The sequence below is a fragment of the uncultured Anaerofustis sp. genome, assembly GCF_938029165.1.
GTDB lineage: Bacteria > Bacillota > Clostridia > Eubacteriales > Anaerofustaceae > Anaerofustis.
In genome coordinates this window covers 127,107-151,662 of sequence record NZ_CALHFB010000030.1, presented here as the reverse complement: position 1 = coordinate 151,662, position 24,556 = coordinate 127,107, and the positions used below count along the sequence as shown (strand labels likewise).

Annotated in this window: 25 protein-coding genes; 13 read left to right on the top strand and 12 right to left on the bottom strand. The window is 30.7% G+C overall.

The features are described from left to right. The first annotated feature begins 51 nt into the window (after positions 1-51). The 3 genes from Q0516_RS03730 (at position 52) to Q0516_RS03720 (ending at position 2,569) form a co-directional block, all read left to right on the top strand. A complete protein-coding gene (locus Q0516_RS03730) occupies positions 52-1,260 on the top strand; it encodes an HD domain-containing protein (RefSeq protein WP_294466111.1) in 1,209 nt (402 codons plus the stop codon). A 66-nt stretch (positions 1,261-1,326) separates the two neighbouring features. After that, positions 1,327-1,893: a TetR/AcrR family transcriptional regulator gene (locus Q0516_RS03725; RefSeq protein WP_294466108.1), complete on the top strand. Its 567-nt coding sequence runs from the start codon at positions 1,327-1,329 to the stop codon at positions 1,891-1,893. Between the two features lie 64 nt (positions 1,894-1,957). Further along, a complete protein-coding gene (locus Q0516_RS03720) occupies positions 1,958-2,569 on the top strand; it encodes a class I SAM-dependent methyltransferase (protein WP_294466103.1) in 612 nt (203 codons plus the stop codon). Positions 2,570-2,576: 7 nt separating this feature from the next. Here the strand turns inward: Q0516_RS03720 and Q0516_RS03715 are convergent, their stop codons facing one another. From Q0516_RS03715 to Q0516_RS03705, 3 genes are read right to left on the bottom strand one after another with little or no spacing between them, the layout of a single operon-like run. Then, positions 2,577-3,293: an AAA family ATPase gene (locus tag Q0516_RS03715; protein WP_294466095.1), complete on the bottom strand. Its 717-nt coding sequence runs from the start codon at positions 3,291-3,293 to the stop codon at positions 2,577-2,579. Between the two features lie 4 nt (positions 3,294-3,297). Beyond that, positions 3,298-4,071 (bottom strand): uridine phosphorylase, encoded by a 774-nt coding sequence (udp, locus tag Q0516_RS03710; protein ID WP_365945480.1) that lies wholly within the window; start codon positions 4,069-4,071, stop codon positions 3,298-3,300. Positions 4,072-4,084: 13 nt separating this feature from the next. Next, entirely contained in the window at positions 4,085-4,624 is a 540-nt protein-coding gene (locus Q0516_RS03705) for a TIGR00730 family Rossman fold protein (protein ID WP_294466088.1), read from the bottom strand. A 149-nt stretch (positions 4,625-4,773) separates the two neighbouring features. Here Q0516_RS03705 and Q0516_RS03700 point away from each other — a divergent pair, with 149 nt between their 5' ends. Next, complete coding sequence (locus Q0516_RS03700) at positions 4,774-5,700, top strand: hypothetical protein (RefSeq protein WP_294466085.1); 927 nt, start codon at positions 4,774-4,776, stop codon at positions 5,698-5,700. Positions 5,701-5,711: 11 nt separating this feature from the next. On the opposite strand, the gene Q0516_RS03695 is transcribed toward Q0516_RS03700, so the two are convergent. Together Q0516_RS03695 and Q0516_RS03690 are read right to left on the bottom strand one after the other, a co-directional pair. Beyond that, a complete protein-coding gene (locus Q0516_RS03695; protein WP_294466082.1) occupies positions 5,712-6,632 on the bottom strand; it encodes an AEC family transporter in 921 nt (306 codons plus the stop codon). Positions 6,633-6,654: 22 nt separating this feature from the next. After that, positions 6,655-7,311, bottom strand: a complete 657-nt coding sequence (locus Q0516_RS03690; RefSeq protein WP_299237466.1) for a GNAT family N-acetyltransferase — start codon at positions 7,309-7,311, stop codon at positions 6,655-6,657. 864 nt (positions 7,312-8,175) lie between these two features. On the opposite strand from Q0516_RS03690, the gene Q0516_RS03685 reads away from it, so the two are divergent. After that, positions 8,176-8,823 carry a hypothetical protein gene (locus Q0516_RS03685; RefSeq protein ID WP_299237464.1) on the top strand — a complete coding sequence of 216 codons (648 nt, stop codon included), beginning with the start codon at positions 8,176-8,178 and terminating at the stop codon, positions 8,821-8,823. Positions 8,824-8,852: 29 nt separating this feature from the next. Here Q0516_RS03685 and Q0516_RS03680 read toward each other — a convergent pair whose 3' ends face one another. From Q0516_RS03680 to guaB, 6 genes are all read right to left on the bottom strand, one after another. Beyond that, positions 8,853-9,725, bottom strand: coding sequence for a DUF362 domain-containing protein (locus Q0516_RS03680; RefSeq protein ID WP_294466071.1), 873 nt, complete (start codon positions 9,723-9,725; stop codon positions 8,853-8,855). 227 nt (positions 9,726-9,952) lie between these two features. Beyond that, complete coding sequence (locus Q0516_RS03675) at positions 9,953-11,401, bottom strand: nucleoside recognition domain-containing protein (protein WP_257480117.1); 1,449 nt, start codon at positions 11,399-11,401, stop codon at positions 9,953-9,955. 18 nt (positions 11,402-11,419) lie between these two features. Beyond that, a complete protein-coding gene (gene speB / locus Q0516_RS03670) occupies positions 11,420-12,364 on the bottom strand; it encodes an agmatinase (protein WP_294466063.1) in 945 nt (314 codons plus the stop codon). 581 nt (positions 12,365-12,945) lie between these two features. Next, positions 12,946-13,740 carry a hypothetical protein gene (locus Q0516_RS03665; protein ID WP_294466060.1) on the bottom strand — a complete coding sequence of 265 codons (795 nt, stop codon included), beginning with the start codon at positions 13,738-13,740 and terminating at the stop codon, positions 12,946-12,948. A 129-nt stretch (positions 13,741-13,869) separates the two neighbouring features. Then, complete coding sequence (gene guaA / locus Q0516_RS03660) at positions 13,870-15,417, bottom strand: glutamine-hydrolyzing GMP synthase (RefSeq protein ID WP_294466058.1); 1,548 nt, start codon at positions 15,415-15,417, stop codon at positions 13,870-13,872. A gap of 12 nt (positions 15,418-15,429) precedes the next feature. Continuing rightward, complete coding sequence (gene guaB / locus Q0516_RS03655) at positions 15,430-16,893, bottom strand: IMP dehydrogenase (protein ID WP_257480110.1); 1,464 nt, start codon at positions 16,891-16,893, stop codon at positions 15,430-15,432. Positions 16,894-18,114: 1,221 nt separating this feature from the next. On the opposite strand from guaB, the gene Q0516_RS03650 reads away from it, so the two are divergent. The 5 genes from Q0516_RS03650 to Q0516_RS03630 are packed head-to-tail and all read left to right on the top strand — an operon-like array spanning position 18,115 to position 21,506. Next, positions 18,115-18,879 carry a ParA family protein gene (locus Q0516_RS03650; RefSeq protein ID WP_294466052.1) on the top strand — a complete coding sequence of 255 codons (765 nt, stop codon included), beginning with the start codon at positions 18,115-18,117 and terminating at the stop codon, positions 18,877-18,879. Position 18,880: 1 nt separating this feature from the next. Further along, positions 18,881-19,762: a ParB/RepB/Spo0J family partition protein gene (locus Q0516_RS03645; protein ID WP_294466049.1), complete on the top strand. Its 882-nt coding sequence runs from the start codon at positions 18,881-18,883 to the stop codon at positions 19,760-19,762. A 1-nt stretch (position 19,763) separates the two neighbouring features. After that, complete coding sequence (locus Q0516_RS03640; RefSeq protein WP_294466042.1) at positions 19,764-20,600, top strand: hypothetical protein; 837 nt, start codon at positions 19,764-19,766, stop codon at positions 20,598-20,600. Positions 20,601-20,623: 23 nt separating this feature from the next. After that, positions 20,624-21,301, top strand: a complete 678-nt coding sequence (locus Q0516_RS03635; protein ID WP_257480106.1) for a CvpA family protein — start codon at positions 20,624-20,626, stop codon at positions 21,299-21,301. 13 nt (positions 21,302-21,314) lie between these two features. Further along, positions 21,315-21,506, top strand: a complete 192-nt coding sequence (locus Q0516_RS03630) for a DUF951 domain-containing protein (RefSeq protein WP_257480219.1) — start codon at positions 21,315-21,317, stop codon at positions 21,504-21,506. Between the two features lie 31 nt (positions 21,507-21,537). On the opposite strand, the gene Q0516_RS03625 is transcribed toward Q0516_RS03630, so the two are convergent. Next, entirely contained in the window at positions 21,538-22,482 is a 945-nt protein-coding gene (locus Q0516_RS03625) for an AEC family transporter (RefSeq protein WP_294466038.1), read from the bottom strand. A 138-nt stretch (positions 22,483-22,620) separates the two neighbouring features. Between Q0516_RS03625 and Q0516_RS03620 the strand changes: the two genes are divergently transcribed. The 3 genes from Q0516_RS03620 to Q0516_RS03610 are packed head-to-tail and all read left to right on the top strand — an operon-like array spanning position 22,621 to position 24,555. Then, the gene (locus Q0516_RS03620; protein WP_294466030.1) at positions 22,621-23,379 is read left to right on the top strand and encodes an acyl-ACP thioesterase domain-containing protein; all 759 of its coding nucleotides are present in this window, start codon (positions 22,621-22,623) and stop codon (positions 23,377-23,379) included. Beyond that, on the top strand, positions 23,369-23,842 hold the full coding sequence (gene rlmH / locus Q0516_RS03615; protein ID WP_257480103.1) for a 23S rRNA (pseudouridine(1915)-N(3))-methyltransferase RlmH: 474 nt from the start codon (positions 23,369-23,371) through the stop codon (positions 23,840-23,842). The genes Q0516_RS03620 and rlmH overlap by 11 nt, the downstream gene beginning before the upstream one ends. Before the next feature lie 20 nt (positions 23,843-23,862). Next, on the top strand, positions 23,863-24,555 hold the full coding sequence (locus Q0516_RS03610) for a YoaK family protein (RefSeq protein WP_294466027.1): 693 nt from the start codon (positions 23,863-23,865) through the stop codon (positions 24,553-24,555). The last annotated feature ends 1 nt before the right edge of the window (position 24,556 follow it).

The following is a 24,556-nucleotide window of genomic DNA, read 5'->3' as shown; positions in this document are numbered from 1 at the left end:
TATTAATAAAACAATATTAATGTGTTACAATTAACAAAAGGAGATGATAAGATGCCTAAATATAATTCACTTTCTAAAGAGTTACAGCAACGAATAATGGAAGATAGAAAAAATCAAAAGGAAAATCCATATGCTTTTAAAGATGAAAATATCATAAGAAGGGATATTGAGCATGATAAGGCAAATTTGTGGAGACCTGCCTTTGTAAGAGATGTGGAAAAGATTTTGCATATCCCTTATTATAATAGGTATTTTGATAAGACTCAGGTGTTTTCATTATATAAAAATGATGATATATCACGTAGAGGTCTTCATGTTCAGCTTGTTTCGAGAATTGCAAGAAATATTGGAAAAGTACTAAACTTAAACTTGGATTTGATAGAAGCTATAGCCCTCGGACATGACCTTGGACATACTCCTTTCGGTCATGCGGGAGAGGATTTTTTAAGCAGGCTATATTATGAACACACAGGTAGATATTTTAATCATAATGTACATAGCGTAAGGGTTTTAGATAAAATAATAAAGAGAAATATGAGTCTTCAGGTTTTGGATGGGATACTATGTCATAACGGTGAACTTGAACAAAAAGAATATAGACCTGTGCCTCTTAACAGTTTTGATAACTTTGATAAAAAAGCCGAAGCTTGTTATATTGATAAAAAGAATATAGGACATTTGGTACCTTCAACTTTGGAAGGCTGTGTGGTCAGGGTCAGTGATATAATAGCTTATCTTGGTAAAGACAGACAGGACGCCGAAAGACTCAAGATGCTTAAGGGAACAGAAGTGTTTAGTGATGAAGGGATAGGCAGCAGCAATGCCGAAATAATAAACAATTTAAGTGTAAGCATAATGGAGCATAGCTACGGCAAAGAGTACCTTCAAATGGACGAGGTAGCATATAATGCGTTAAAGCTCGGTAAGGTCGAAAATAATGAAATCATATACGGAACGGATAAGGTAAGGTCAGATTACAGCGAAAAAATCGAACCTATGATGAGAGAAATATATGAAAAACTCCTTTATGATTTGGATAAAAAGGATACTTCATCAATCATATACAGACATCATATCAATTATGTAAACAGCAACAATTTTTATACTGCCAAGGACTTTAAATATGAAGAAACAAAACCCAATGATATTGTCACTGATTATATAGCCAGTATGACGGATGATTATTTCATAGATTTACATGAACATCTTTTCCCAAACAGTAAATATAAAGTTCAGTATAAAGGATATTTTGAACATTAATAAATGAATATAGTTCATTGACTTTAATTCATTCATGTGATAATATATTTTTGAAAGGAAGTAAAAATGCGTATTTCTAAAGCACCTGAAGAAAGAAAGCAGGAAATATTGGATACTGCTATGAGGTTGTTTTCCATAAAGGGATATAATGAAACTACTATGGCGGATATAGCAAAAGAGATGAACGTGGTAAAAGGTCTTTGTTACAGGTATTTTGATTCCAAACAAAAACTTTTTGAAGAAGCCATGGATCAATATGTTATACAGTGCAGTGAAGTATTTCTAAATCTTATAAATGACCATTCAAAACCGCTGAGTGAAAGACTGGATTTACTTGGCTCTTTAATGATTGAAACGGATAAGAAATCTAAATATAACAGTTTTTTTCATAAAGACGGAAATGAAGAGTTTCATGAAAGACTCACTATAAAAATGTGCAGATATTTATCTTCTTATTTTAAGGAAGAAATAGAGAGACTGTGTGAATGCGGAGAGATAAAAGTAAATAACCCTGAGGTATTGGTAAACTTTATCATGTATGGTCAGGTGGGACTTCTATCTAGTACAGATAAAAATATAGAGGAAGTTGTAAGAGAATTACGTCATTATATAGATATTTTGATTAAAGGTTAATCCCCGACTTATGTCGGGGTAAATTTTTAAACTTTGAATGAATAAAGGTCAATGGAGGTGAATAATGAATAAATATAAAGAAAAATCAAGAAAATCCTTTAACAGATATGCAGTAGGGTATGATAAAACAAATTGCTGTGATCATGCCAAGAAACTATATGCTAATATAATAAAAGAAGTGGAAAGTATAAATTTTACTTCTATGCTGGATGTTGGCTGCGGTACGGGAGAGCTTATAAATATCATTAGAATTGAAAATGATAAAGCTAAATATTATGGCTTGGATTTGTCGGAGAATATGATAAAAGTAGCAGAAAATAAACTGGGAAATAATGCTGCTCTTACTGTAGGTGACAGTGAAAATTTACCTTATGGAGATAGTGAGTTTGATTTGATATTATGCAATGACTCTTTTCATCATTATCCAAATCCTGAGAAAGTCTTAAGTGAAGTGTACAGAGTATTAAAATATAACGGATATTTGATTATTGGGGAATGTGCTCAGCCGATTATTTCCAGGGAAATAGTAAATATATTTATGAAGTTCAGCAGTGACGGAGATGTAAAAATATATTCGAAGAAAGAGTTTATTAAAATGCTCGATAAAGTAGGATTTAAAGATATCGATTATAAGAAAGTAAATCATACAAGCTGTGTAATAAAAGCAAGAAAATAAGCTATTATCATTCAAGCAATAGCTTAAGCATATAATCCTTATTTTCTATAAATGTTTTTATAAGCTGATAACTGCTAGTTTGTTCATAGTCTATCTTGGAAATTTTATCATTATCAAAGGATAATATCACAGAGTCGGGAAGGGCAAGTAAAATAGGGGAGTGGGTTGCGATTATGAATTGTGCACCTTCTTTTGCAAGTCTGTTTATATGTATTAGTAGGGTAAGCTGTCTTTCTACAGATAAAGCTGCTTCGGGTTCATCAAGTATATATAAACCTTTTCCCCAAAATCTATATTCCACTAAAGATAAAAAACTTTCTCCGTGTGATTTTTCATGAAGAGAAGTACCTCCGTAACTGTTTATAGCTTCGTATTCATCTAATTTACTTGCTACGTTATAAAAGCTTTCTGCTCGAAGGAAAAAACCGTCTTTTGCCGGTCTTGTACCTTTTATTAATGTTAAATTTTTATACAACTGTGAATGAGTATTATTTGTTGAAAAGCTGAAGTTCTTGCTTCCTCCTTCGGGATTAAATCCGTAATTTATGGCAAGCGCTTCAAGTAATGTTGATTTTCCGCTTCCATTTTCTCCTGCAAAAAAAGTTACGTTTTTATTGAATATCAATTCTTTTGTATTTCCTATTGATTTTATGTCTTTAACATAAGAACTCTCTTTTATTTCATCAAAGTTTATTTTAATTCCTCTTATAAATAAATCATTCATAATATTATTTCTTATCTTTTTTAATTAGTTCTTTTATTGCCTCTATTGAAACTTTGATTACTTCATCCGTATCGTGGACTTGTATGTTTTGTAAACCTGCTTTTTCTCTTTCCTGATTTGCTATTGCAAGAAAACATGCACCGCATCTTACCTTAAGGTAGCTTGCAACTATAAATAAGGCAGCACCTTCCATTTCACTCGCTTTACATCCAAGTTTACACCATGCGTCCCATTTAGATAGTAATTCATCTTTATTTGGAAGGGTTTCCGGTCTGTGCTGTCCGTAGAAAGCGTCTTTACTTTGTACCACTCCTATATGGTTTCTGATACCCAGTTTATCTGCGGCATTTTTAAGAGCAGTTATTATTTCAAAGTCTGCTACGGCAGGGTATTCTATAGGGGCATATTCTTTGCTTGTCCCTTCAAACCTTATGGCGGAATTTGCTATTACCATGTCACCGCCTTTTACATCTAAGTCCATACCTCCGCAGGTACCTACCCTTATAAATGTATCGGTTCCGCAGGCGACCAATTCTTCCATTGCAATGGCTGCGGAAGGTCCGCCTATTCCTGTAGATGTTACAGATACCTTTTCTCCGTCGACAAATCCCGTGTAAGTAATGAATTCTCTTGAATCGGCTATTAATTTAGGTTCGTCAAAATATTTGGCGATTTCTTTACATCTTTTTGGATCTCCCGGTAGAAGTACGTATTTACCTACTTCTCCTTTTCCTACTCCTATATGATATTGTTTTCCGCTTCCTTCAGCATAATCTATCATGTTAATTCTCCTATTTGTAGTTTTCTATGTAATCAAAACATTTTTTGATATTATCCGTTATATAGAATAAATTAAATATTTTTTCTCCCATCATGCCTTTATTTAAAAGCATTTTCATGAATGATATTATTTCATTGAAAAATCCATTTATATTAAATAATACTATTGGTTTATTTAATACATTTTTACTTGATAATACAAGTATTTCAAAGAATTCATCTAACGTGCCTATTCCGCCCGGTAAGATTATAAACCCGTCAGATATTTCTTCCATATAATATTTTCTCTCACTCATATTCTTTTTTGATATCAACTTTGTGCAGTCTTTATAAACATAGGTTTCCATATCGGAATCATTTAAAATCACTCCGATTGTTTCTTTTTTATTATTATGAACTTCTCTTGCTAATTCTCCGAGAAGCCCGTTTTTTCCTCCTCCGTAAACTAAATTATGCTCTCTTTTACAGAGTTCTTTCGCTATATTTTTTGATAATATTAATAAATTTTCATCTTGATTTTTACTATATGAACCATAAATGCATATATTCATTTTATCACCTGCTATCTTTTTATTATATTATAACATATATTTATTTTTATGTTGAAAGTAGTGATTATAAATAATTTAATAGTTTTACATTTAATACTTAAAAGTTATGTTATGATATATAAAATAAATATACAAAAGCGGAGAATAGGATGAAAGGTAAAGTGATTTGCAATATTGAGGATTTATTTATTCCAATATATGAAAGTCTTGAAATTTTAACAGGATGCAGAATAGTATTTATTATAAGTGGTAAGAAACATGTTTTATCACTGGAAGGTGATGACAGCGGAAGTACAAGAGAAGTATGTGATTTTTATTTGGATGATAAAAAATTTAATTCACTTGAAGATTTAAAGAAGTATGGAATGATTGACGGTGAATATTTACTTGATATTAAAGAAAAAATTGAAGTCGTTTCAATAGATGATGAACCTGCAGTAAGCTATATACCATATACTGAATTTATTGTCGGTAATGATAAATTAAAAGAGAAAAACAAAAAATTCAAGAAAAAGTATGTTAATCGAAAACCGATTGCTATCTCAAAATTTTCCCTTTTCAAAAATTCAATTAAAAGCTTATTTTTAGTTATGTCTGTCATATGCTCGTTCTTACTAATAATAATGACAGTTATAGGGATAGTAAATTTAGATAAAAATGGATTTACAATGCTGGATTTTATTTATATGTGGATGATCATTATAGCTATGTTTTTAGGTATAATTTTTTTCTGTTCGATCCGCTTGATAAAATCTATTATATATATTATTAAGCAAGAAAAAGAATTTGGTATATCTTTTAATGATTATTTTAAGGATAAATATTTAAATAAAGATTTGATTTATAAATCCTATGATTGGTTTATAGGTATGGGCAACACAGGATTTATTGCATTTAATAGGAATTATATAAGTAAGATATCAGATATAAAAAAAGAAGGCGGTTTAGGTACTCATAGAACTTATACTATTAAAGTTATAATCAGTACAGGTAAAGTTTTAAGGTTAAAGTTCAATTATTTGGAGGAGCCTTTGGTAAATGATTTTAAAAAATGGTATTTAAATAAAGACAGATAATCATCTGTCTTTTATAATATATAACATAAAATGGGTATGGTGATAAAGGAGCATATGGTCGTTATAAATATACTTTTTGAAGCCAGCTGATAATTCCCGTCAAATCTATTGGCAAATATGTTTGATATATTTCCCACGGGCATCGCAAGTACTACGACGGTTATCCCTAAAATCAAGGGGTCTGTCAATATAGGTTTTAATAATATAAGTGCTATCAAAGGAATTATTATTTGTTTTATTAACGTATATGGATATAATTTATATTCTTTAAATATTTCTTTCACAGGCATTGTGGCAAGAGATGAGCCTATCAACATCATTGCCAGAGGAGTTGTGATATTTCCTATCGTAACAAAGGTGTCGCTTATCATTAAAGGAAGTTTTATATTTAACAGAAATATAAAGAGAGCGATTATACTTGCAATCATTGCGGGATTTATCATTTCTTTGATTTCAAATTTGATACTTTCTTCTTTATCTAAATTAAATAAATATATCCCAAGACTGTATGCGAATAATCCAAATACCATATTAAACAGGCTGCATAAGAATACTGCATTATCACCAAATATTGTTTTCACTACGGGGTAACCCATAAATCCAATATTTGAAAATACTGTCATAAATAAATATAATCCGAAGTTTTCTTTTTCGACTTTTAATAACTTATTTAAAATAAATGCAACAAAAGGAAGAATGATATACATAAGAAATGCTATTAACAAAATTGTAAATATTATGCTTTTTTCATATGGAACTTCTCCGGTCGATACCGAGCCTAAAATAAGGCAGGGCGTAGTTACATTTAGAAGTAATATATTCATTTTCTTAGCAGATTTTATGTCTATATATTTTACTTTATAACATATATATCCTACTCCCATTATTAGGAATAATTCTATCATCTGCATAATTATATTACTTATATTCATAACTTACTCCTTTATATGTTTTTTACCACATTAAGTTTGATATTATTTTAAATTCAATCTGAGATTTTGTTTTCTTTTTTTCTTTATATGGAAAGTTTTTATCATATTCATTAAACTTTTCTTCATCGATTTCAAAATCCGGACTTTCTATAAATCTATATCCGTCAGTGTCTTTTAAATACCCTTCTTTAAGTTCCAGTGCAAGAAGCGGGACTGCATCTTTTCCCTCTGAAGTCTTGATGCCATATTTTATACCTAAGGTAAAACCGAACTTCTGATATAATTTAGGATTTCCATATATAACGATTGCCTTATATCCTAACTCCTTAGCTTTACTTATTGAGTGTTTTATTAGTTTACTTCCTATACCCTGCATTTTATATTCCGAAAGTATGCTTACAGGACCAAAGCTTATTATATCTTTTACTTTATTGTTTGATGAAATAAGTTTAGAGTGAGTGTAACCTATGTGACCTATTAGTCTGTTATCTTTTTCAACTATAAATGCAAGCTCTTTTATATAATCCTTGCTTGAATGCAGTTTATTTAAGATATAATGTTCAAAACAACCTTCAATATATACATTATAAAATGCTTCTCTTGTTAATGTTTCTGTTTCATTATAATCTTCTTTATTTTCCAACCTTATGATATAGTCCATTACTATGTTATTCTCCATTTCTTTATTTAAATATTAATAATATCACCTTACAAAAAAGACATGAGAATATCATGTCAAATATCTTTAATATTTGGTATGCTTTTACTGTCCATGTAATTAAGATTAAAAAACAAAAACAGTGAATTCTATCTTACGATTTATAAACATCGTTATTGATTTAATAAAAAGATTGTTTACACATTATAGCATAAATTTATTGTGTTAAATAGTTTATTGATTGATAAAAACTTATAAAGATTATATAATGATAAAAATAAGTATAAGGAGAATGAATTGAAAGAATTTTTATTTCCGGTTTATAATATTGATGAGTTATGCAGACATAGTTCTTCAAATATAAAAGACTTTTTGAATGACAGTGACGGGAAAGACTTTAAAGTGTTGGAAGAGTCTTCTTTTATTGGATATTTAATTGCTTTATTTATTTTTTTCGCTGTTCAATTAGTATTGACTTTTATATGTAAATTTTACTTTGGTGTTTTTCCATGGATTTTATTAATTATTTCTGCATTTTTATATATAATGTATTCTGTTATTTTTTATAAATACAAAAAAGATATGACGAATAGATTAATAGGCTTTTTATCTAAGGTTTTTGCAAGTTTACTTGTATCAAGTATATTTTTAGGAATTAGCAATGTTATATGTATTTTATTTTTGAAATATTTTTCTAATTTGATAGTACTCAAAATAGTTTTTATGATTTCTTTACCGTTTGTTTTTATATTTTATAGAATAGCGTCAAAATATTATATAAACTTTTTTTTAAATGGAAAAATTGATAAAAGGTTTTATTTATATGTAGCTGTATTTCTTATATTATTTTTACCGTTATATTTTATTGTTCCTAATTGGTTTTGTATGGTTGCATTGATATTTTCATACTTCTGCTTATTCGTTATTGTACCGGTCAGTATATGTAATTATAGATATTATGAAGAATTCAAAAAAATATATGAAAATTATATTAATAATTATAGGGTAAATAGTATCAAAGATTTAGATGACATTGAAGGTAAAAAGTTCAGACATATGTGGAGTCTTGGTTTTTATGTTGTTATGGCACCTCTAGCTTTGTCTATTTCTATAATGTGTGTGATATGGTTTTTCGATTTTAAATATTTAAGTATACTACTTATGTTTGGAGCAGCCTTTATTTTTGTTATCCCTTTGGTAGTAATCAATTATTTATGGTTTGGGAAAATAAATATTGTAGCTGATGAAGAGGGGATAAGTACTCTTAGAGATTATACTAAGTGGGAAGATATAAATTCGGTTCATTACGAAGCTGCATCGTATAGCAGGACCAGTTATACTCCAAATAAATTATATATACATACTTACGACGGAGATATTATTAAAGTAAAAAATGGATCATATTTATTTCTTATTTATTTAAGGAAATACCATCCTGATATTATGACCACAAACGAAGGATTAAAATCATATTTTACTATTGGAATAATAGCAGGTATTGTATTTGGGATAATATTTAAATTTGTAAATTAAAAGCAGGTATCGTTACCTGCTTTTAATTATTATTTATCTATATCTACATCTACTAATTCATATTCTCTTAAGCCTATTTTAAGTTCGTTTGCTGCTTTAATAGTCAAAAGTCCGTTTCTGGATTCAATTCTTTCTATTAAATCTTTTTTGCCTTCATCTTTACTATTATATACTAAATTGATACATGCTTGATCCAGGGCAACAGGGTCAAGTGATGATAATATTCCGATGTCTTTGATTTTTGGGTCTTCTGCTACCGCACAACAGTCACAGTCTACCGACATATTACACATCACATTTATAAATGCAATATTATCTTTTTCATAATCCATTATTGATTTTGCCGAATCTGCCATTGAAATCAAGAAAGAGTCGTGGTCTGCTTTGAACATATCATCGAACGTGCCTCCTCCGTGAATATATGCTTTACCTTTGCTCGATGCTATACCTATGGAAATATTTTTAAGCGCTCCGCCATATCCTCCCATGGGGTGTCCTTTAAAATGGGAGAGAACCAGCAATGAATCATAATTTTCTAAGTTTTTTCCAACATAATTTTTATCGAGGATTTTTCCATTCTTAACAGGTATTTCCATGTCTTCCTTTTCGTCCATAATGTCTACCTTAAACATTTCGCTCCAGCCATGTTCTTTCATTGTTTCCCAGTGTGCTTTTGTTGTGTTCCTTTTTCCTTCATATGCAGTGTTGCATTCTACAACCGTACCGTCTACATAATCTATAATGTCCTTCATGAATTCCGGTCTTAAAAAGTTTTGATTGCCGACTTCTCCGCTGTGGACTTTTACAGCGATTTTTCCTTTTAGTTCTCTGCCCATCACTTTGTACATTTCCACCATTTTTGAAGGTGTGATTTCTTTTGTGAAATAAACTTTGCTTTTCATTTTATTTACCTCTTTGTTTTATTTATTTTAACTGTGCATTTCAATTCTTTTAAGAGCTGATAATAGTTCCTCGAAATGATTAAAATCATTGGATAATAATTTTTTATAGATGTCATATATATTATATAAATATTTTACCACTTGGAGTTAACTCTAAGTCAAGGATAAATATAAAATAAATAATAAAAAACAGCAGTTTAATAAACACTGCTGTTTGATTTTTTTATTTAGAAGAACAAATGAATGACTATTGCCGCTAAAGGTATGGCTATGACCGTTCTTTCCAAGAAGCAAACTATAATCTCCCAAAATTTGATTGGAGATTTTGTTGCAAGCATAACCGTTGCAGTTTCAGAGAAGAAAATAATTTGTACTATAGAAACAAGCGTAACGAATACTCTTGCGGGTTCGCTGATTAAGGTTATTTTTGTTCCCATAACTAGGACAGGTAAAAACATTTCAGCTATACCAACGGGAATAGAAGGTGCAATCAGTGAAACATCTGGGACTTGACATATTAATAATAGTGGTTTAAATATATTACCGAGCCACTGGAATACAGGAGTGTATTCTGCGAGTATCAATGCCGATACACCTATTGCCGATAGCATTGTAAGCACTTGAGGTAATATAAGCAAGCTGTCCATTAAACTTAATTTGATATCGGTCGCTACTCCGTTTGCTATACCTGCTCTTTTTACTGCACGGCTGAAACCTGTTTTAAATATAGATAAACTTGCTTTAGCACCGTCTTTTCTTTCTGCTTCACTTTGTTCTCTTCCATTATGGTATACATTTTTTTTCTTTGAGATAGGAGGTATTCGAACCATTATCATTTCCATGATGAAAACAAGCACAAAGCTGATTGCATATATTTTTAGAAATAAATGACCTAGATTTGCTGTATTTATTACAAGATATGCAAAACCGATACTTACCGCACTAAATCCGGTCATTATTGCGACCATTTCTTTATCGGTGTAGGCATTTTTCTTCCAAAGCCTGTTTGTAATTAGAACTCCGAGGGAAGATGAGCTTACAAACGAAGCTACTGCGTCCAGAGCGGCTTTTCCCGGAACCTTAAACAAAGGTCTCATAAAAGGTTCCAATAATGCTCCTACGATTTCAAGTATTCCATAGTTAAGCAAGAAAGGCATGAATATCGCTCCTACTATGATAATACCGAGGACACCTAGAACGATAGGAGGTACTACACTTCCGCCCGTTGCGTCTCCAACGATGAATTCGGGACCGACAAAGCCGGCAATATTCATTTTCATCGCATATAAGAATACATATATAAATCCTAAAGAATATAGGACAGTGTGAATTATTGTATCATTTTCATATACTCCTGCAAATGTGGATGTACATGTGCTCTTTTTTATGTACTTATAATAAATATGAGCACATAGGTTCCCTCCCACTATCAAGGCAATCACCCAGTATGCAAAATTACCCATTAGCCCTATAAGCCAGTTATATACTATACTAAATATGATCTCACTGTCGCCGTTATGAGGAACGGATACAAAGAATACCAGTACACCAATTACAGAACAAATAATTAGTCTTATAAGACTTTTTATAAATTTTTCTTTATTGAATGTTATATTATCCAGCTCATTTGAAGGCATATCCGGATCATAGACTACTTTTGTTGTTGTATTTTCCATTTATCACTCTTGCCCTTTCTATTTTTTCTTTGTAGCTAGAATTGACAAGAATTCAAATACTATATTTGCACCAAGATAAGCTGTGATTTCTCCATGGTCATAAGCAGGTAGAACTTCAACCAAATCCATTCCGATAAAGTTAAGGTCTTTGAGTCCTCTTACCATTTCAAGAGATTCCCAAGAAGTAAAGCCTCCTACTTCAGGTGTACCTGTACCCGGAGCATATGCAGGGTCGACAAAGTCGATATCGAATGTTAAGAAACAAGGTTTATCTCCAACTCTTTCAAGGGCTGTTTCAAGTAATTTTTTACTTCCCATTTCTCTTACTTTGTGTCCCGGAATGAGTAGCATTCCAAGTTCTGCAGCCATTTTATGTTCGTCGGGGTCATATAGTGAACCTCTCATACCGATTTGAATTGAATGCGAAGGATCTATTAAACCTTCTTCCAATGCTCTTCTGAAAGGTGTTCCGTGGTTATATTTTTCTCCGAATACTTCATCACATAAATCCGAATGAGAATCGAAATGAACCAATGCAACAGGTCCATATTTTTTAGCTACTGCACGAAGTTCCGCTAAAGTAATAGAGTGGTCTCCTCCAAGAACTATTGGAACAGCATTTTCATCGACTATGCCTTTGACTCCTTCTTCGATTGCTTTGTAAGTAGGGTGGATATATCCCGGAATAACAGGAAAGTCACCGATATCTCCGCCTTTTAAACCGTCCATGATATTGACTTGCATCAATACATTATTGGGTTTCATCATTGCGGATATGTTACGTATCGCATTTGGTCCGAACCTTGAGCCTGAACGAAATGAGCTTGCGGTATCAAAAGGTGCACCTGCGATTACAAAGTCTAGTCCTTTTGCACTATCCACTTTATCCATTCTCATAAAAGTCCCCATATTACAAAATCTAGGTGATGATAGGGCACTTGCGGGTTGTTTTACTTCTGACATAATAATAATTTCCTCCTTAGACATTTCAAAATGTTATAAAATATCCTCTTTTTGCCCTTAATAATAGCATATTTCGACATTATTTTCAATATATTCTGAATATTCGGGAGGAGGGGGTATATAATATATTATAAGTTGTTTTAATAATATTTATTTAATTATATAATTGTCTTTCAATTAAAAATTTAAATATTAAAAAAATTATATAAAAATTAATACTTAAAATGCTAAAACCAAGAATTGATAATATTTTTATTATGCATATTTGTATAGTATTTTTTAATATAATAAATAAACAATTTAAAACTATATTTGCAATTTCAAAATAAAATGCTGTTTTTATATAAGTGATGTAAACACCTAATTCAGATTTGCTTACTATTTGTTTATCAGAGCTTTTCTTTAATTTATCTACTAAAGAATTTGAAGAAATTAAATTTGTTATAGATGTTGTCAGGATTACTAAAAAGAATGATAATATTGTTATACTCTGTGAAACTATTTTTGAGTAATCCAATTTTAAATAGTATGAAATTAAAGTAGATATAAAAAAAATTAATACTATTATCTTTCTATGATGTTTATACATATTTACCTTCTATATTTTTTATAAAAAGGTTTTGCACTTCTTTTGAATTATATTGTTCATTTTCATCTTTCTTTACATCTATATTAATTTTTTCTATAATATTATTAAAATCAAATATTTGCTCTATTCCTTTATCATCCTCTCCAATTAATATGACATTTTCAAAATATGCATTATTTCTATTACTTTTTAACATATTAATAGTTTTTTTCAATGTTGAAATTGGTCTACGAGAATAATCTAGTTGCATTTTTAATTTATATGGGATATCTATCCCTAATACATTTATTTGTCTATTAAAAATAGTATCTGGCTGATAATTTACTATATTATGATATTCTGTAAAAGATATGGTTTTTAAATATTTTATAGCTTTTTGAAAATCATCTAAAGAGGAGTAAATGTTTTTTATTATAATATCATAACCTAAACGTGATTTTATATATGTTTTTATAAATCCCTTTTTATTTATATTACTTATATATAATCGTTTTGTATTTATATCATATGCTATAAATAGCTGTTCTCTTAATTCAACTTTAGATTTATCTCTAGTATTATTTATTATTTTTTTTGTAGTATCATCATACACTGTTGTACCATATTTATTTTTGTTTTCAAACTGACAATATATCCATAATATATTATTATTTATTTTTTTAGGTTGTATTGTATAAATATAATTATTATATTCAAATGTATCATCCGTTAAATTAAATAGTTTTTGTATTTGTATATTATCAGGTATATTTCCGTCAATAATCATTTGAAATGTTTGAAAATGCATTTTTGCTCCTTAACATAATATTAAATATATAATAATATTATACAACGATTACATAAAAAAGACAAATTCCGACATGTACTACTTTATCTCATTAAAAAAGCACTTCATATTCTGAAGTGCTTTTTTATTCTACTCGAACTCAATCGTTCCCGGTGGTTTACTCGTACAGTCGTACAGTACTCTGTTTACGTGGTCGACTTCGTTTACTATTCTTGTCGTTACTTTGTGAAGGACATCCCAAGGAAGTTTTGCTGCTTCCGCCGTCATAAAGTCTGAAGTCATTACCGCTCTTAAGGCTATTGCATAGTCGTAAGTCCTAAAGTCTCCCATAACACCTACCGAACGCATATTTGTAAGTGCCGCGAAGTATTGTCCTAGGTCTTTGTCTATTCCTGCTTTTGCGACTTCTTCTCGGTAAATCGCATCTGCGTCCTGAACGATTTTTATTTTTTCTTCGGTTACTTCTCCGATTATTCTAATGGCAAGTCCCGGTCCCGGGAATGGCTGACGCATTACCAAGTATTCCGGAATACCAAGTTCTTTTCCTGCTTTTCTAACTTCGTCTTTAAATAAATCTCTTAGAGGCTCAATGATTTCTTTAAAGTCTACATAATCAGGAAGTCCGCCTACGTTGTGATGTGATTTTATTACCGCACTTTTATCAAGACCGCTTTCCACAACGTCCGGATATATCGTTCCCTGAACCAAGAAATCCACAGTTCCGATTTTTTTAGCTTCTTCCTCGAATACCCTTATGAATTCTTCTCCGATGATTTTTCTTTTTGTTTCCGGATCTGTAACGCCTGCAAGTTTATCGTAAAATCTTTGCTGTACATTCGCTCTTATGAAGTTTAAATCGTATGGACCGTCGGGACCGAATACAGCTTCGACTTCATCACCTTCATTTTTACGAAGAAGTCCATGGTCTACAAAAACACAAGTTAGCTGTTTACCTACCGCTTTTGCTAGCATTACCGCTGCTACGGAAGAGTCGACTCCTCCCGATAATGCGCATAAAACTTTTCCGTCACCAACTTTTTCTTTTATAGCTTTTATTGTATCCTCTACGAATGAGTCCATCTTCCAGTCGCCGCTGCATTTACAAATATTATATAGGAAGTTATTTATGATTTTAGTTCCTTTTTTTGTATGCATTACTTCAGGGTGGAACTGAACTGCATAAAGATTTTTATCTTTGTTTTCCATTGCTGCCACAGGGCAAACAGGAGTTTTTCCTGTAACCTTAAAACCTTGAGGTTCTTTAGATATATAATCCGTATGGCTCATCCAGCAGACATTTTTTTCATCTATATCTTCAAATAGTAGGGAAGAGGTATCAAGTTCGACTTCGGTATGTCCGTATTCACTAACCGGAGCTGTCTCAACTTTTCCTCCAAGCTTATGTGCCATCAACTGTGAACCGTAGCATATTCCAAGGATCGGGATCCCTGCTTCGAATATTTCCTTTGTGTATGTTGCGGAATCTTCACCGTATACACTGTTAGGACCTCCGGTAAAAATAATGCCCTTGGGATTTAAATCTTTTAATTCTTCTAGAGAAATAGTGTAGGGTTTTATTTCACAGTAAACATTACATTCTCTTACTCTTCTTGCGATAAGCTGATTGTATTGTCCTCCGAAATCTAAAACTATTACTAATTCATTTTTTTTGCTCATATTTTATTTTCCTTAAAATTCTCTTGTATAGTTTGGAGACTCTTTTGTTATTGAAATATCATGAGGATGAGATTCCTGTAGTGAAGCAGCTGTTATTTTAACAAAGTTTGCATCGTTTCTAAGTTCGTGTATTGTAGCACATCCACAGTATCCCATTCCTGCTCTGAGTCCGCCTAGAAGCTGGAATACATTGTCAGCAATATTTCCTTTGAATGGAACTCTTCCTTCAACTCCTTCGGGAACAAGTTTCTTCTGTCCGCTTTGGAAGTATCTGTCTGAAGAGTTATTTGCCTGTGACATGGCAGCTACTGAACCCATTCCTCTATATGCTTTGAATTGTCTTCCTTGATATATTATAAGTTCGCCCGGAGCTTCTTCTGTTCCTGCAAACATGCTTCCAAGCATTACTGTGCTTGCACCTGCTGCGATAGCCTTTGTGATATCACCTGAGAATTTGATACCGCCGTCGGCAATTACGGGAACACCATATTTATTACCGACTTCCGCACAGTCCATTACCGCCGTGATTTGAGGCACACCAATTCCAGAAACAACTCTTGTTGTACAAATGGAACCCGGACCCATACCAACTTTAACCGCATCGGCGCCTGCTTTTATTAAATCTTCTGTTGCTTCTCCTGTTGCAACATTGCCGGCGATGATTTGTAAATCTGGATGAACATCTTTAATTTTCTTTAGCCAGTCCGAAACATTTGTTGAATGTCCGTGAGCTGTATCAAGCACAATAACGTCAACTTTTGCATCTACCAGTGCCTGAACTCTTTCCAGTGTATCCGCTGCTGTACCCACTGCAGCTCCAGCAAGAAGTCTGCCTTGTTCGTCTTTTGCGGCATTTGGATATTGAATTTTCTTTTCGATATCTTTGATTGTTATAAGACCTTTTAACTTAAAGTTTTTATCTACTATAGGAAGTTTTTCAATTCTGTTTTTCTTAAGTATTTTTTCTGCTTCTTCTAAAGTTGTACCTTCGGCTGCTGTGATCAAGTTGTCTTTAGTCATTGCATCTTTTATTTTTTTCTTAGGGTCTCTTTCAAATCTCAAGTCTCTGTTTGTGATGATGCCAACGAGTGTACCTGTTTTGTCCGTAATAGGTACTCCTGAAATTTTATATCTTGCCATGATTTCATTAGCGTCTTCAACTACATGTTCAGGAGATAAAAAGAATGGATCTACAATAACCCCATGTTCGCTTCTTTTTACTTTATCGACTTCGGCTGCTTGTTGTTCAATAGTCATATTCTTATGAATAATACCTATACCGCCTTGTCTTGACATTGCTATGGCAAGCTTTGATTCTGTTACAGTATCCATTCCCGCACTCATTAGTGGAATATTAAGTTTGATTTTCTTTGTTAAATATGTTGATGTGTCTACCTGTGAAGGAATAACATCGCTTTTTCTCGGTATTAATAATACATCATCGAATGTTAGTCCTTCTTTTAAAATTTTACCCATGATTGCCTCCTTATAATATAAAAAAATCGAAGATAAAGTCTCTGCTATCTTCTAAAAAGTAAACTGTATTTTAATTTATATATATATTAATGCAAAAAGCTATTTTTGTAAACAGAAAATGCAATAAAAAATGAGAAAAAATTGTTAAATATTTAGGTGATTATAATATTAATTATATAAAGATAATTTAAATTGTTGTTTTATATAATATATGGGTGTTAAACAGTCAAATATTATAATTAATTTAGAATATTCAAAATAAATTCAAGTTAAATTAAGTTTTGAATATTATAATTTATAATGTATTACTTTGAATATTAATTTCATAATGTTTCACGTGAAACATTTAGTAACTTTATATTTAAAGGATATATGAAATTAAATTAATTAATTTTAATAAAAACAAAAATTATTGATTATACTTTGTAGTATTCAAAATATTTTAAAAATCAAATATTTTATTGTGAAGAATTGAATAAGGCTGGAAATGAGTTTGAATGTTTATTTTTGTTATTTAATATATTGGAGATAACTATAATATATATTTTAAATGACTATAAAACTTCATTTTATTTATTATCCGAAACTTTATATAATAAAAATACTTAATAAATTGAATATATATTTATTTCAAGGGGAGAAAATAGTATTCATAAAATCAGAAATAAATTTGCACATTCTGATTTAATATGTTTTCATTATGTTGGATATGATAAAAGTTAAAAAAATATATTATTCATTGAATGAAAATTAAAATTGTTTAATTCTATATGATAAATTAGCTTATGCCATTTTCCTTATTATTTATAAACTTATATTTCTTAATTTATTAATTGGAGAAAATATAGTCTTCTCTGATTAAGATATTTTTTTCAATATATATATACATACATTTAGAATTCAAAATTATTTCATCCGAAGAATTATTATTGTTTAACGGCTATATATAGGGAAAATAGAAAATAAAAGAAGAATGTGAATATAATAATGATATTTATAGGTTAGCTGATAATGCAGGGAGTGATTTTCTTTATTAACAAATTATTAAATATTTATTTGATAAATAAAACAAGTTAATTTTATATCAATTAGATTAAATAAGAAATGAAGAATAAAATTATGTTTCACGTGAAACATTTTTAATATTAAATTTATTGAAGGGGTACTTTTTCTGTGTTACAATGTAGAAAGTAAAAATATAATAGGGAAGAAGTAAGAAATATGACAAAGATAATATCATTATTTAATCAAAAGGGAGGCGTTGGTAAGACAACTACCGCAGTTAATTTATCTGCATGTCTTGCAAAAATGGGTAAAAAGGTGCTTGGGATCGACCTTGACCCTCAAAGTAATTTTACCAGCGGACTTGATATAGATAGAACTAAACTTGAATATAGTACATATGACATTATCGTCAACGATATAGACGGAAGTGATGTCGTTATAAATACCGAAGTAAAAAATTTAGATTTGATACCTTCAAGTATTGATTTAGCAAGTGCGGAAATTGAAATAGCTAGTAAGCCGAAGAGAGAAACTATTCTAAAAAGACATATATCAGGCATAATCGGAAATTATGATTTTGTTATTATTGATTGTGCTCCATCTTTGGGATTGCTTCCAATAAATGCTCTTTGTGCATCAAACAGTGTTCTCATACCTATTCAATGCGAATACTATGCACTTGAGGGGGTCAGTCAGTTAATGAATACAATTAATCTTGTTAAGAAAGGTATAAATCCATACTTAAAAGTAGAGGGAGTACTGCTTACCATGTTTGACAATAGGACCAATCTTTCAACTCAGGTGGTCGAAGAGGTAAAAAGATTTTTTGGAAATAAAGTTTATGAAACGATTATCCCAAGAAATATAAGGCTTGCCGAAGCTCCAAGCTTCGGACAAACGATCGTTGAATACGATCCTTCTTCAAAAGGTTCAAAAGCTTATATGAATTTGGCGAAAGAATTACTTAAAAAAGGGGAATAATATGAAGAAAAAATCAGGTGGTCTCGGAAAAGGGCTGTCTGCATTAATACCTCAGGAAGATGTAGACGGTGTTTTCAGTGAAAGTAGTGAACACGATATAAAAAAAGTCGATATTAATTTGGTTAAGGCAAATGCAAATCAGCCAAGAAAACATTTCGATAAAGAAAAAATAAAAGAATTATCCGCTTCAATCAAAGAACATGGTGTTATTCAGCCTTTACTTGTTGTAAAAGAAGGGGATGAGTATATAATTGTTGCAGGGGAAAGAAGGTACAGAGCTTCTATCCTTGCAGGATTAAAAGAAGTGCCAGTTATAATTAAAGATTACAGTGAGAAAGAAATAAGTGAAGTTTCTTTAATAGAAAATCTTCAAAGAGAAGATTTGAATGAAATCGAAAAAGCTGAAGCATATAATGAGTTAAAAGAAAGTTTTAAGATGACTCAGGAGGATATAGCAAAAAGACTTGGCACCAGCAGGGTAAGCGTTGCAAATACTTTAAGGCTCCTTTCATTAACGGATAATATAAAGAAAGCTATAAGAGATGATAAAATATCTGCAGGGCATGCAAGAGCTATCCTTTCGGTTGATGAAAATTACAGAGATGAATTTTTAGAGGAAATCATAAGTAAAAGCTTATCGGTTAGAGAAAGCGAAAAATTAAGTAAAGAATTTAAAGGTAACAGTAAAGATAAATCTAAAAAAATAATAAAAGAAAAACAAGAAAATCCTTATATTGTGGATTTAGAACATAAATTGTCTTTAACGTTTGGGACAAAAGTTAAACTGAACGATAAAGGCAATAAGGGAAGTATTGTGATTGATTATTATTCAAATGAAGATTTATCGAGACTTTTGGAACTTTTTAATATAGAGGATAAATAATATGACAAAAAAAGAAACTAGATATTTTGGGACAGCAATGTTGGTAAACGGACTACAGCTTTTATTATGTTTTATAATATATGTTGTGGGGATGATAGTTAGTGTTAATAATGTGGTTATAGCAATGGCCATGCTTATTGCGGAAGTTATAATATGGCTGATATGCGGTTTTAAAGTTGCAGTAAGCGGTGATATGGATAAGGTAGGCAAACTGTTTTTGGCTGTTTTGATCGCTTTATTCCCAATATTATTATATACAGGGATATCTTATGGTGTAAGCAGATTTATACCAGTGGAAAGTCAGGGGTGGACTCATTTCTTTTTCCTAGGCGGACCTCTTATATTCTTCAATAAACCAATTACGTTACTTATGGCTATGTTTAAAGGCAGCGGATATTTACTGTTCTTAGTGAATTATGCGGTAATGGGTATTTCCTATTTTATAGGCGAACTTTTAGGTTATGCCATTAATGGGGGAAAAAGAAGAAAAAATAAAAAATCGGTAAAAGAAAATAATGTTGTCACTAAACCTAATAAAAAAGATAAAAAAGCAAAAAAAGAAAAGAAGAATAAGAGAAAACTAAAGAAAAAAGAAAAAGTTGAAGAAGACAGTGAAAAGGTAACCGAAGAAATAGATGATGAATTATCATATAAGAAAGATGAACTGAACGAGATTTCTAATGACGACGATAAAATAGAAGAAGCCTTGGTTACCGACACTACTACAATAACAAAAGATTTAGATGAAAAAGAAGATAAGTTAGCAGAGGAAATTGTAAATAGTATATTAAAGGAAAATTTAAAGGAGCAAAAAGAACCTAAAAATGAAGATGAATAAGTCTTCTTCAAAAGGAAAAAATTATGCTGACATGGATTGATATTTTAATAATTGTAATTATTGGTATATGCATTATACTCGGAGCTTATAAGGGACTTGTAAAAAGTGTATTCTCTTTGGTGACTATTGTTTTAAGTTTCTTAGTTGCTAAGATGTTCACACCTGTCCTTTCAAGCTGGCTTATAAATAATACCAATATAGAAAACACCATACATAACTTTTTTAAAGTTAAAGATACCCTTCCCAGTGTTCCAAGCGGGGTAAGTGATGCTTCAAATAGTGTAAGCGTGTGGTTTGATAGTTTAAACCTTGGTGAAGTACCTAATTCCGTAATTAACTTTTTTCAAAATTTATGGAATGGCGGTGTTCAAGCTGCGGGAAATGCAAATGCGACGGTTGCAGATATAACCACAGCTTCTATAGTTTCATTTATATCATTTATTGGATTACTGATATTTGCCTTTGTAGTTATTTCCCTACTTGTAGAAGTTTTGAATTTGGTAACAAAACTTCCGGTCATCGGGACTTTCAATACGATAGGCGGAGCTGTATTTGGATTTTTAAAAGGACTTATCTTAAATCTTGTCATAATAAGTATTTTATTTGTTATAGCAATATTTTTAAAGGATTCACCTCTTAATATAGCACTTAGAGATTCCTTATTTGCAAGTTACTTTTATATAGGATATATTTTGTTTTGATCGGGAGATATATATTTTGGAAAATTATGAAGTAAATGACATTGTGATGATGAAAAAAGGACACCCATGCGGGAGCAATAAATGGGGAATAATAAGGATAGGCTCTGATGTTAAACTTGAATGTATCCAGTGCAAAAGGATAGTTACTTTATCAAGAGCTAAATTTAATAAAAGTGTAAAGTGCAAATTAAAAGAGACTATATAGTCTCTTTTTTTTATTTGTTTCACGTGAAACATTATATAAGTCCCAAGCTTTTTAAAATAAACAGCCATCCTGTCAAAGTGAAAGAACTAAGCATTGTAGTAAGCATAACAGTGCTCGAGGTTAATATTCCTTTATGTCCCATGTTTTTAGCCATTATGTAACAGCTTACGGTCGTCGCTGAGCCGAGCATGACTAATATATTTACAAGATATTCGTTTCTGTATCCAATGAATACTGCCGGCGGAATGAATAGTGCACAAAATATTATCAATTTAAGAATAGTACACATTAGTGCAGGTTTTATATTCTTAAATGCCTTATTGAAATCAAAGCTCGCTCCGATTACTATTAGTCCCAAAGGTGTTGCTAAATTTGCGAGATTGACCAAGGTTTTATCTAAAATAATAGGCTTTGGTATTTTTAAAACAGACCATACCATGCCTATAATAATTCCAAGTATTATAGGATTTGTTTTTATATCTTTAATTGTGTATTTTATTGTTTCTATGTTAAGCTTATCTTTTTCCGGCTTTAGAAAAGAAAGCACTACTACAGCTACTATATTATATAACGGAACAGCGCCTATTATCATAAGAGGGGCAACACTTATATTTCCATATATATTTTGTACAAATGCTATTCCTATAATAGAAGCGGAACTTCTGTATGAAGCCTGCACAAACTCTCCTTGTATCGATTTATCTTTTAAAAATATAGAAACCAGATAAGATATCAATACTGAGATCAAAGTAACAATAAAGCAAAATATTACAAATTTGGTATCCCAATTTTTTATAAAATCCGTCGAGCTTATATCTTGAAATAATAGGATTGGAAGCGCTACGGTAAAAACAAATTTATTTAAAGAAGATAAAAAGTTATCATTGAATATATCAAATTTTTTTAATATTACACCGACCACCATAGTAAAAAAAATCGGTAAAGTTGCATTTAAACTAAAAATCAAATCATCCATATATGTAATTCCTTCCGGGAAAAATTTTACCATAACGAGGGTTTAAAGACAATAAAGTGTATTTATATAATTTGAAAAATTAACAAGACGTAGTATAATGTAATTTCAAAGAAGTTTAATAGAGTATTAGGAGCTAAAATGGAAAACTTAAAATCATATATAACAGAAAATCACAGAATCAAATATTCAAATGTAGATAATAATAATATGTTAAAGCCGATGGAAGCCGCAAGATGGTTTCAGGATATATTTTTAAGGCAGGACGAAGTACTGGGAATTGAGAGGACCAATGATTTTACTTGGATATTATTAAATTATGATATGAATATTTATAAGTATGGAAAAATCGGAGATAGTGTAAAAATAGAAACATATCCTTATTCTTTTAATAGATTTTATGGGAATAGAATGTTTTTCTTAAAAGACGAAAATGATAATGTTTTAATAGAGGCAAAGACAAGATGGCTGCTTGTTGAAAAAGATACTTTTAAGATAAAAAAAGTAACCGAAGAAATTGCAGAGGTATATGACCTTCATAAAATAGAAAAGGGAAAAGGATTTGAAGTAGACAGCATAGATGATAAGTTGTTTAGTGATGTAGAAAAGAAGCCTTTACAAATAAGAAGATCGGATCTTGATATAAATAATCATGTTAATAATACATTATACTTTTCATATTTTTATGATTATATCGATAAGAAAGTATTGGAAAAATATATCCCTTATAAGATCCAGCTTACATATAAAAAGCAAATCACTATTGATGATGAACCATATGTATATACAAAAGATGAAGTAAAAGATGAACAGCATTACACAAATGTTAAAATATGTAATGATGATAATGAAATTTATACTTTGATTAAGATTTTGTGGAAGAAAAAAGATGAATGTTAATATAATATGCGTAGGGAAATTAAAAGAAAAATATCTTAAAGAAGCACAGAGTGAATACTTAAAGAGAATATCAAGGTTTGCTAAAATAAAAATTATAGAGCTAAATGATGAAAAGTTGACGGGCAGTGAATCGTTGGATAAAATAGCAAAAAATAAGGAAGGGGAGAGTATTATAAATAAAATACCTAAAAATTCTTATATTTTTGCCATGGATATAAAGGGTAAACAATTCACTTCCACAGATTTTGCAAAAGAACTTAATAGTTTAAGTGTATCCGGCAAAAGCGATTTTACGTTTATAATCGGCGGAAGCCTGGGGCTTAGCGAAGATGTTCTGAAAATAGCTAATAAAAAAATGTCGTTTTCATTAATGACTTTTCCCCATCAGTTATTCAGAGTTATGCTCCTAGAGCAGATATATAGATGTTTTAAAATAAATAATAATGAGACATATCATAAATAGAATACTTATAGAGGATGATTATGACCAGAAAAAAACAAATGTCGGAGACTTATATAATAGGTATGATCCTCGCCATTGTAGGAGGATTTTTAGATGCATATACTTATATCTCAAGAGGTAAAGTATTTGCCAATGCTCAAACCGGTAATATAGTACTTCTCGGGGTGAATTTTGCAGAAGGGGAATTTAAAGAAGCTGCTTTTTATCTGCTTCCTATTATTGCATTTTTTGTAGGTATTATAGGCGCAGAGATGATAAAGAAAAGACATAAATATAATGAGAACATTCACTGGAGACAAATTGTAATCATAATAGAAATTGTTACTCTTTTAATAGTAGGTTTTATTCCTTCGGGAAGATTTGATATGTTAAGTAATATATTGATATCTTTTGTATGTTCGCTTCAAGTTGAAAGCTTTAGGAAAGTCAACGGTAATGCTTATGCTACTACTATGTGCACAGGAAATTTAAGAAGTGCTACGGAACATTTATATAACTACAAGCAAACAAAAGATAAAAGAATACTTAAAAATAGTCTACAGTATTATGGGATAATACTATTTTTTATAGTCGGAGCACTAATAGGAAGTTTACTTACGCATTTGTTCTTTGTTAAAGCAGTATTATTTTCTCTGATTGGTCTAATAGCAGTTTTTATACTTATGTTTATTGAAGAAGTTGAAGTAAAAAATAATAACAAAAAAAGAGTATGAC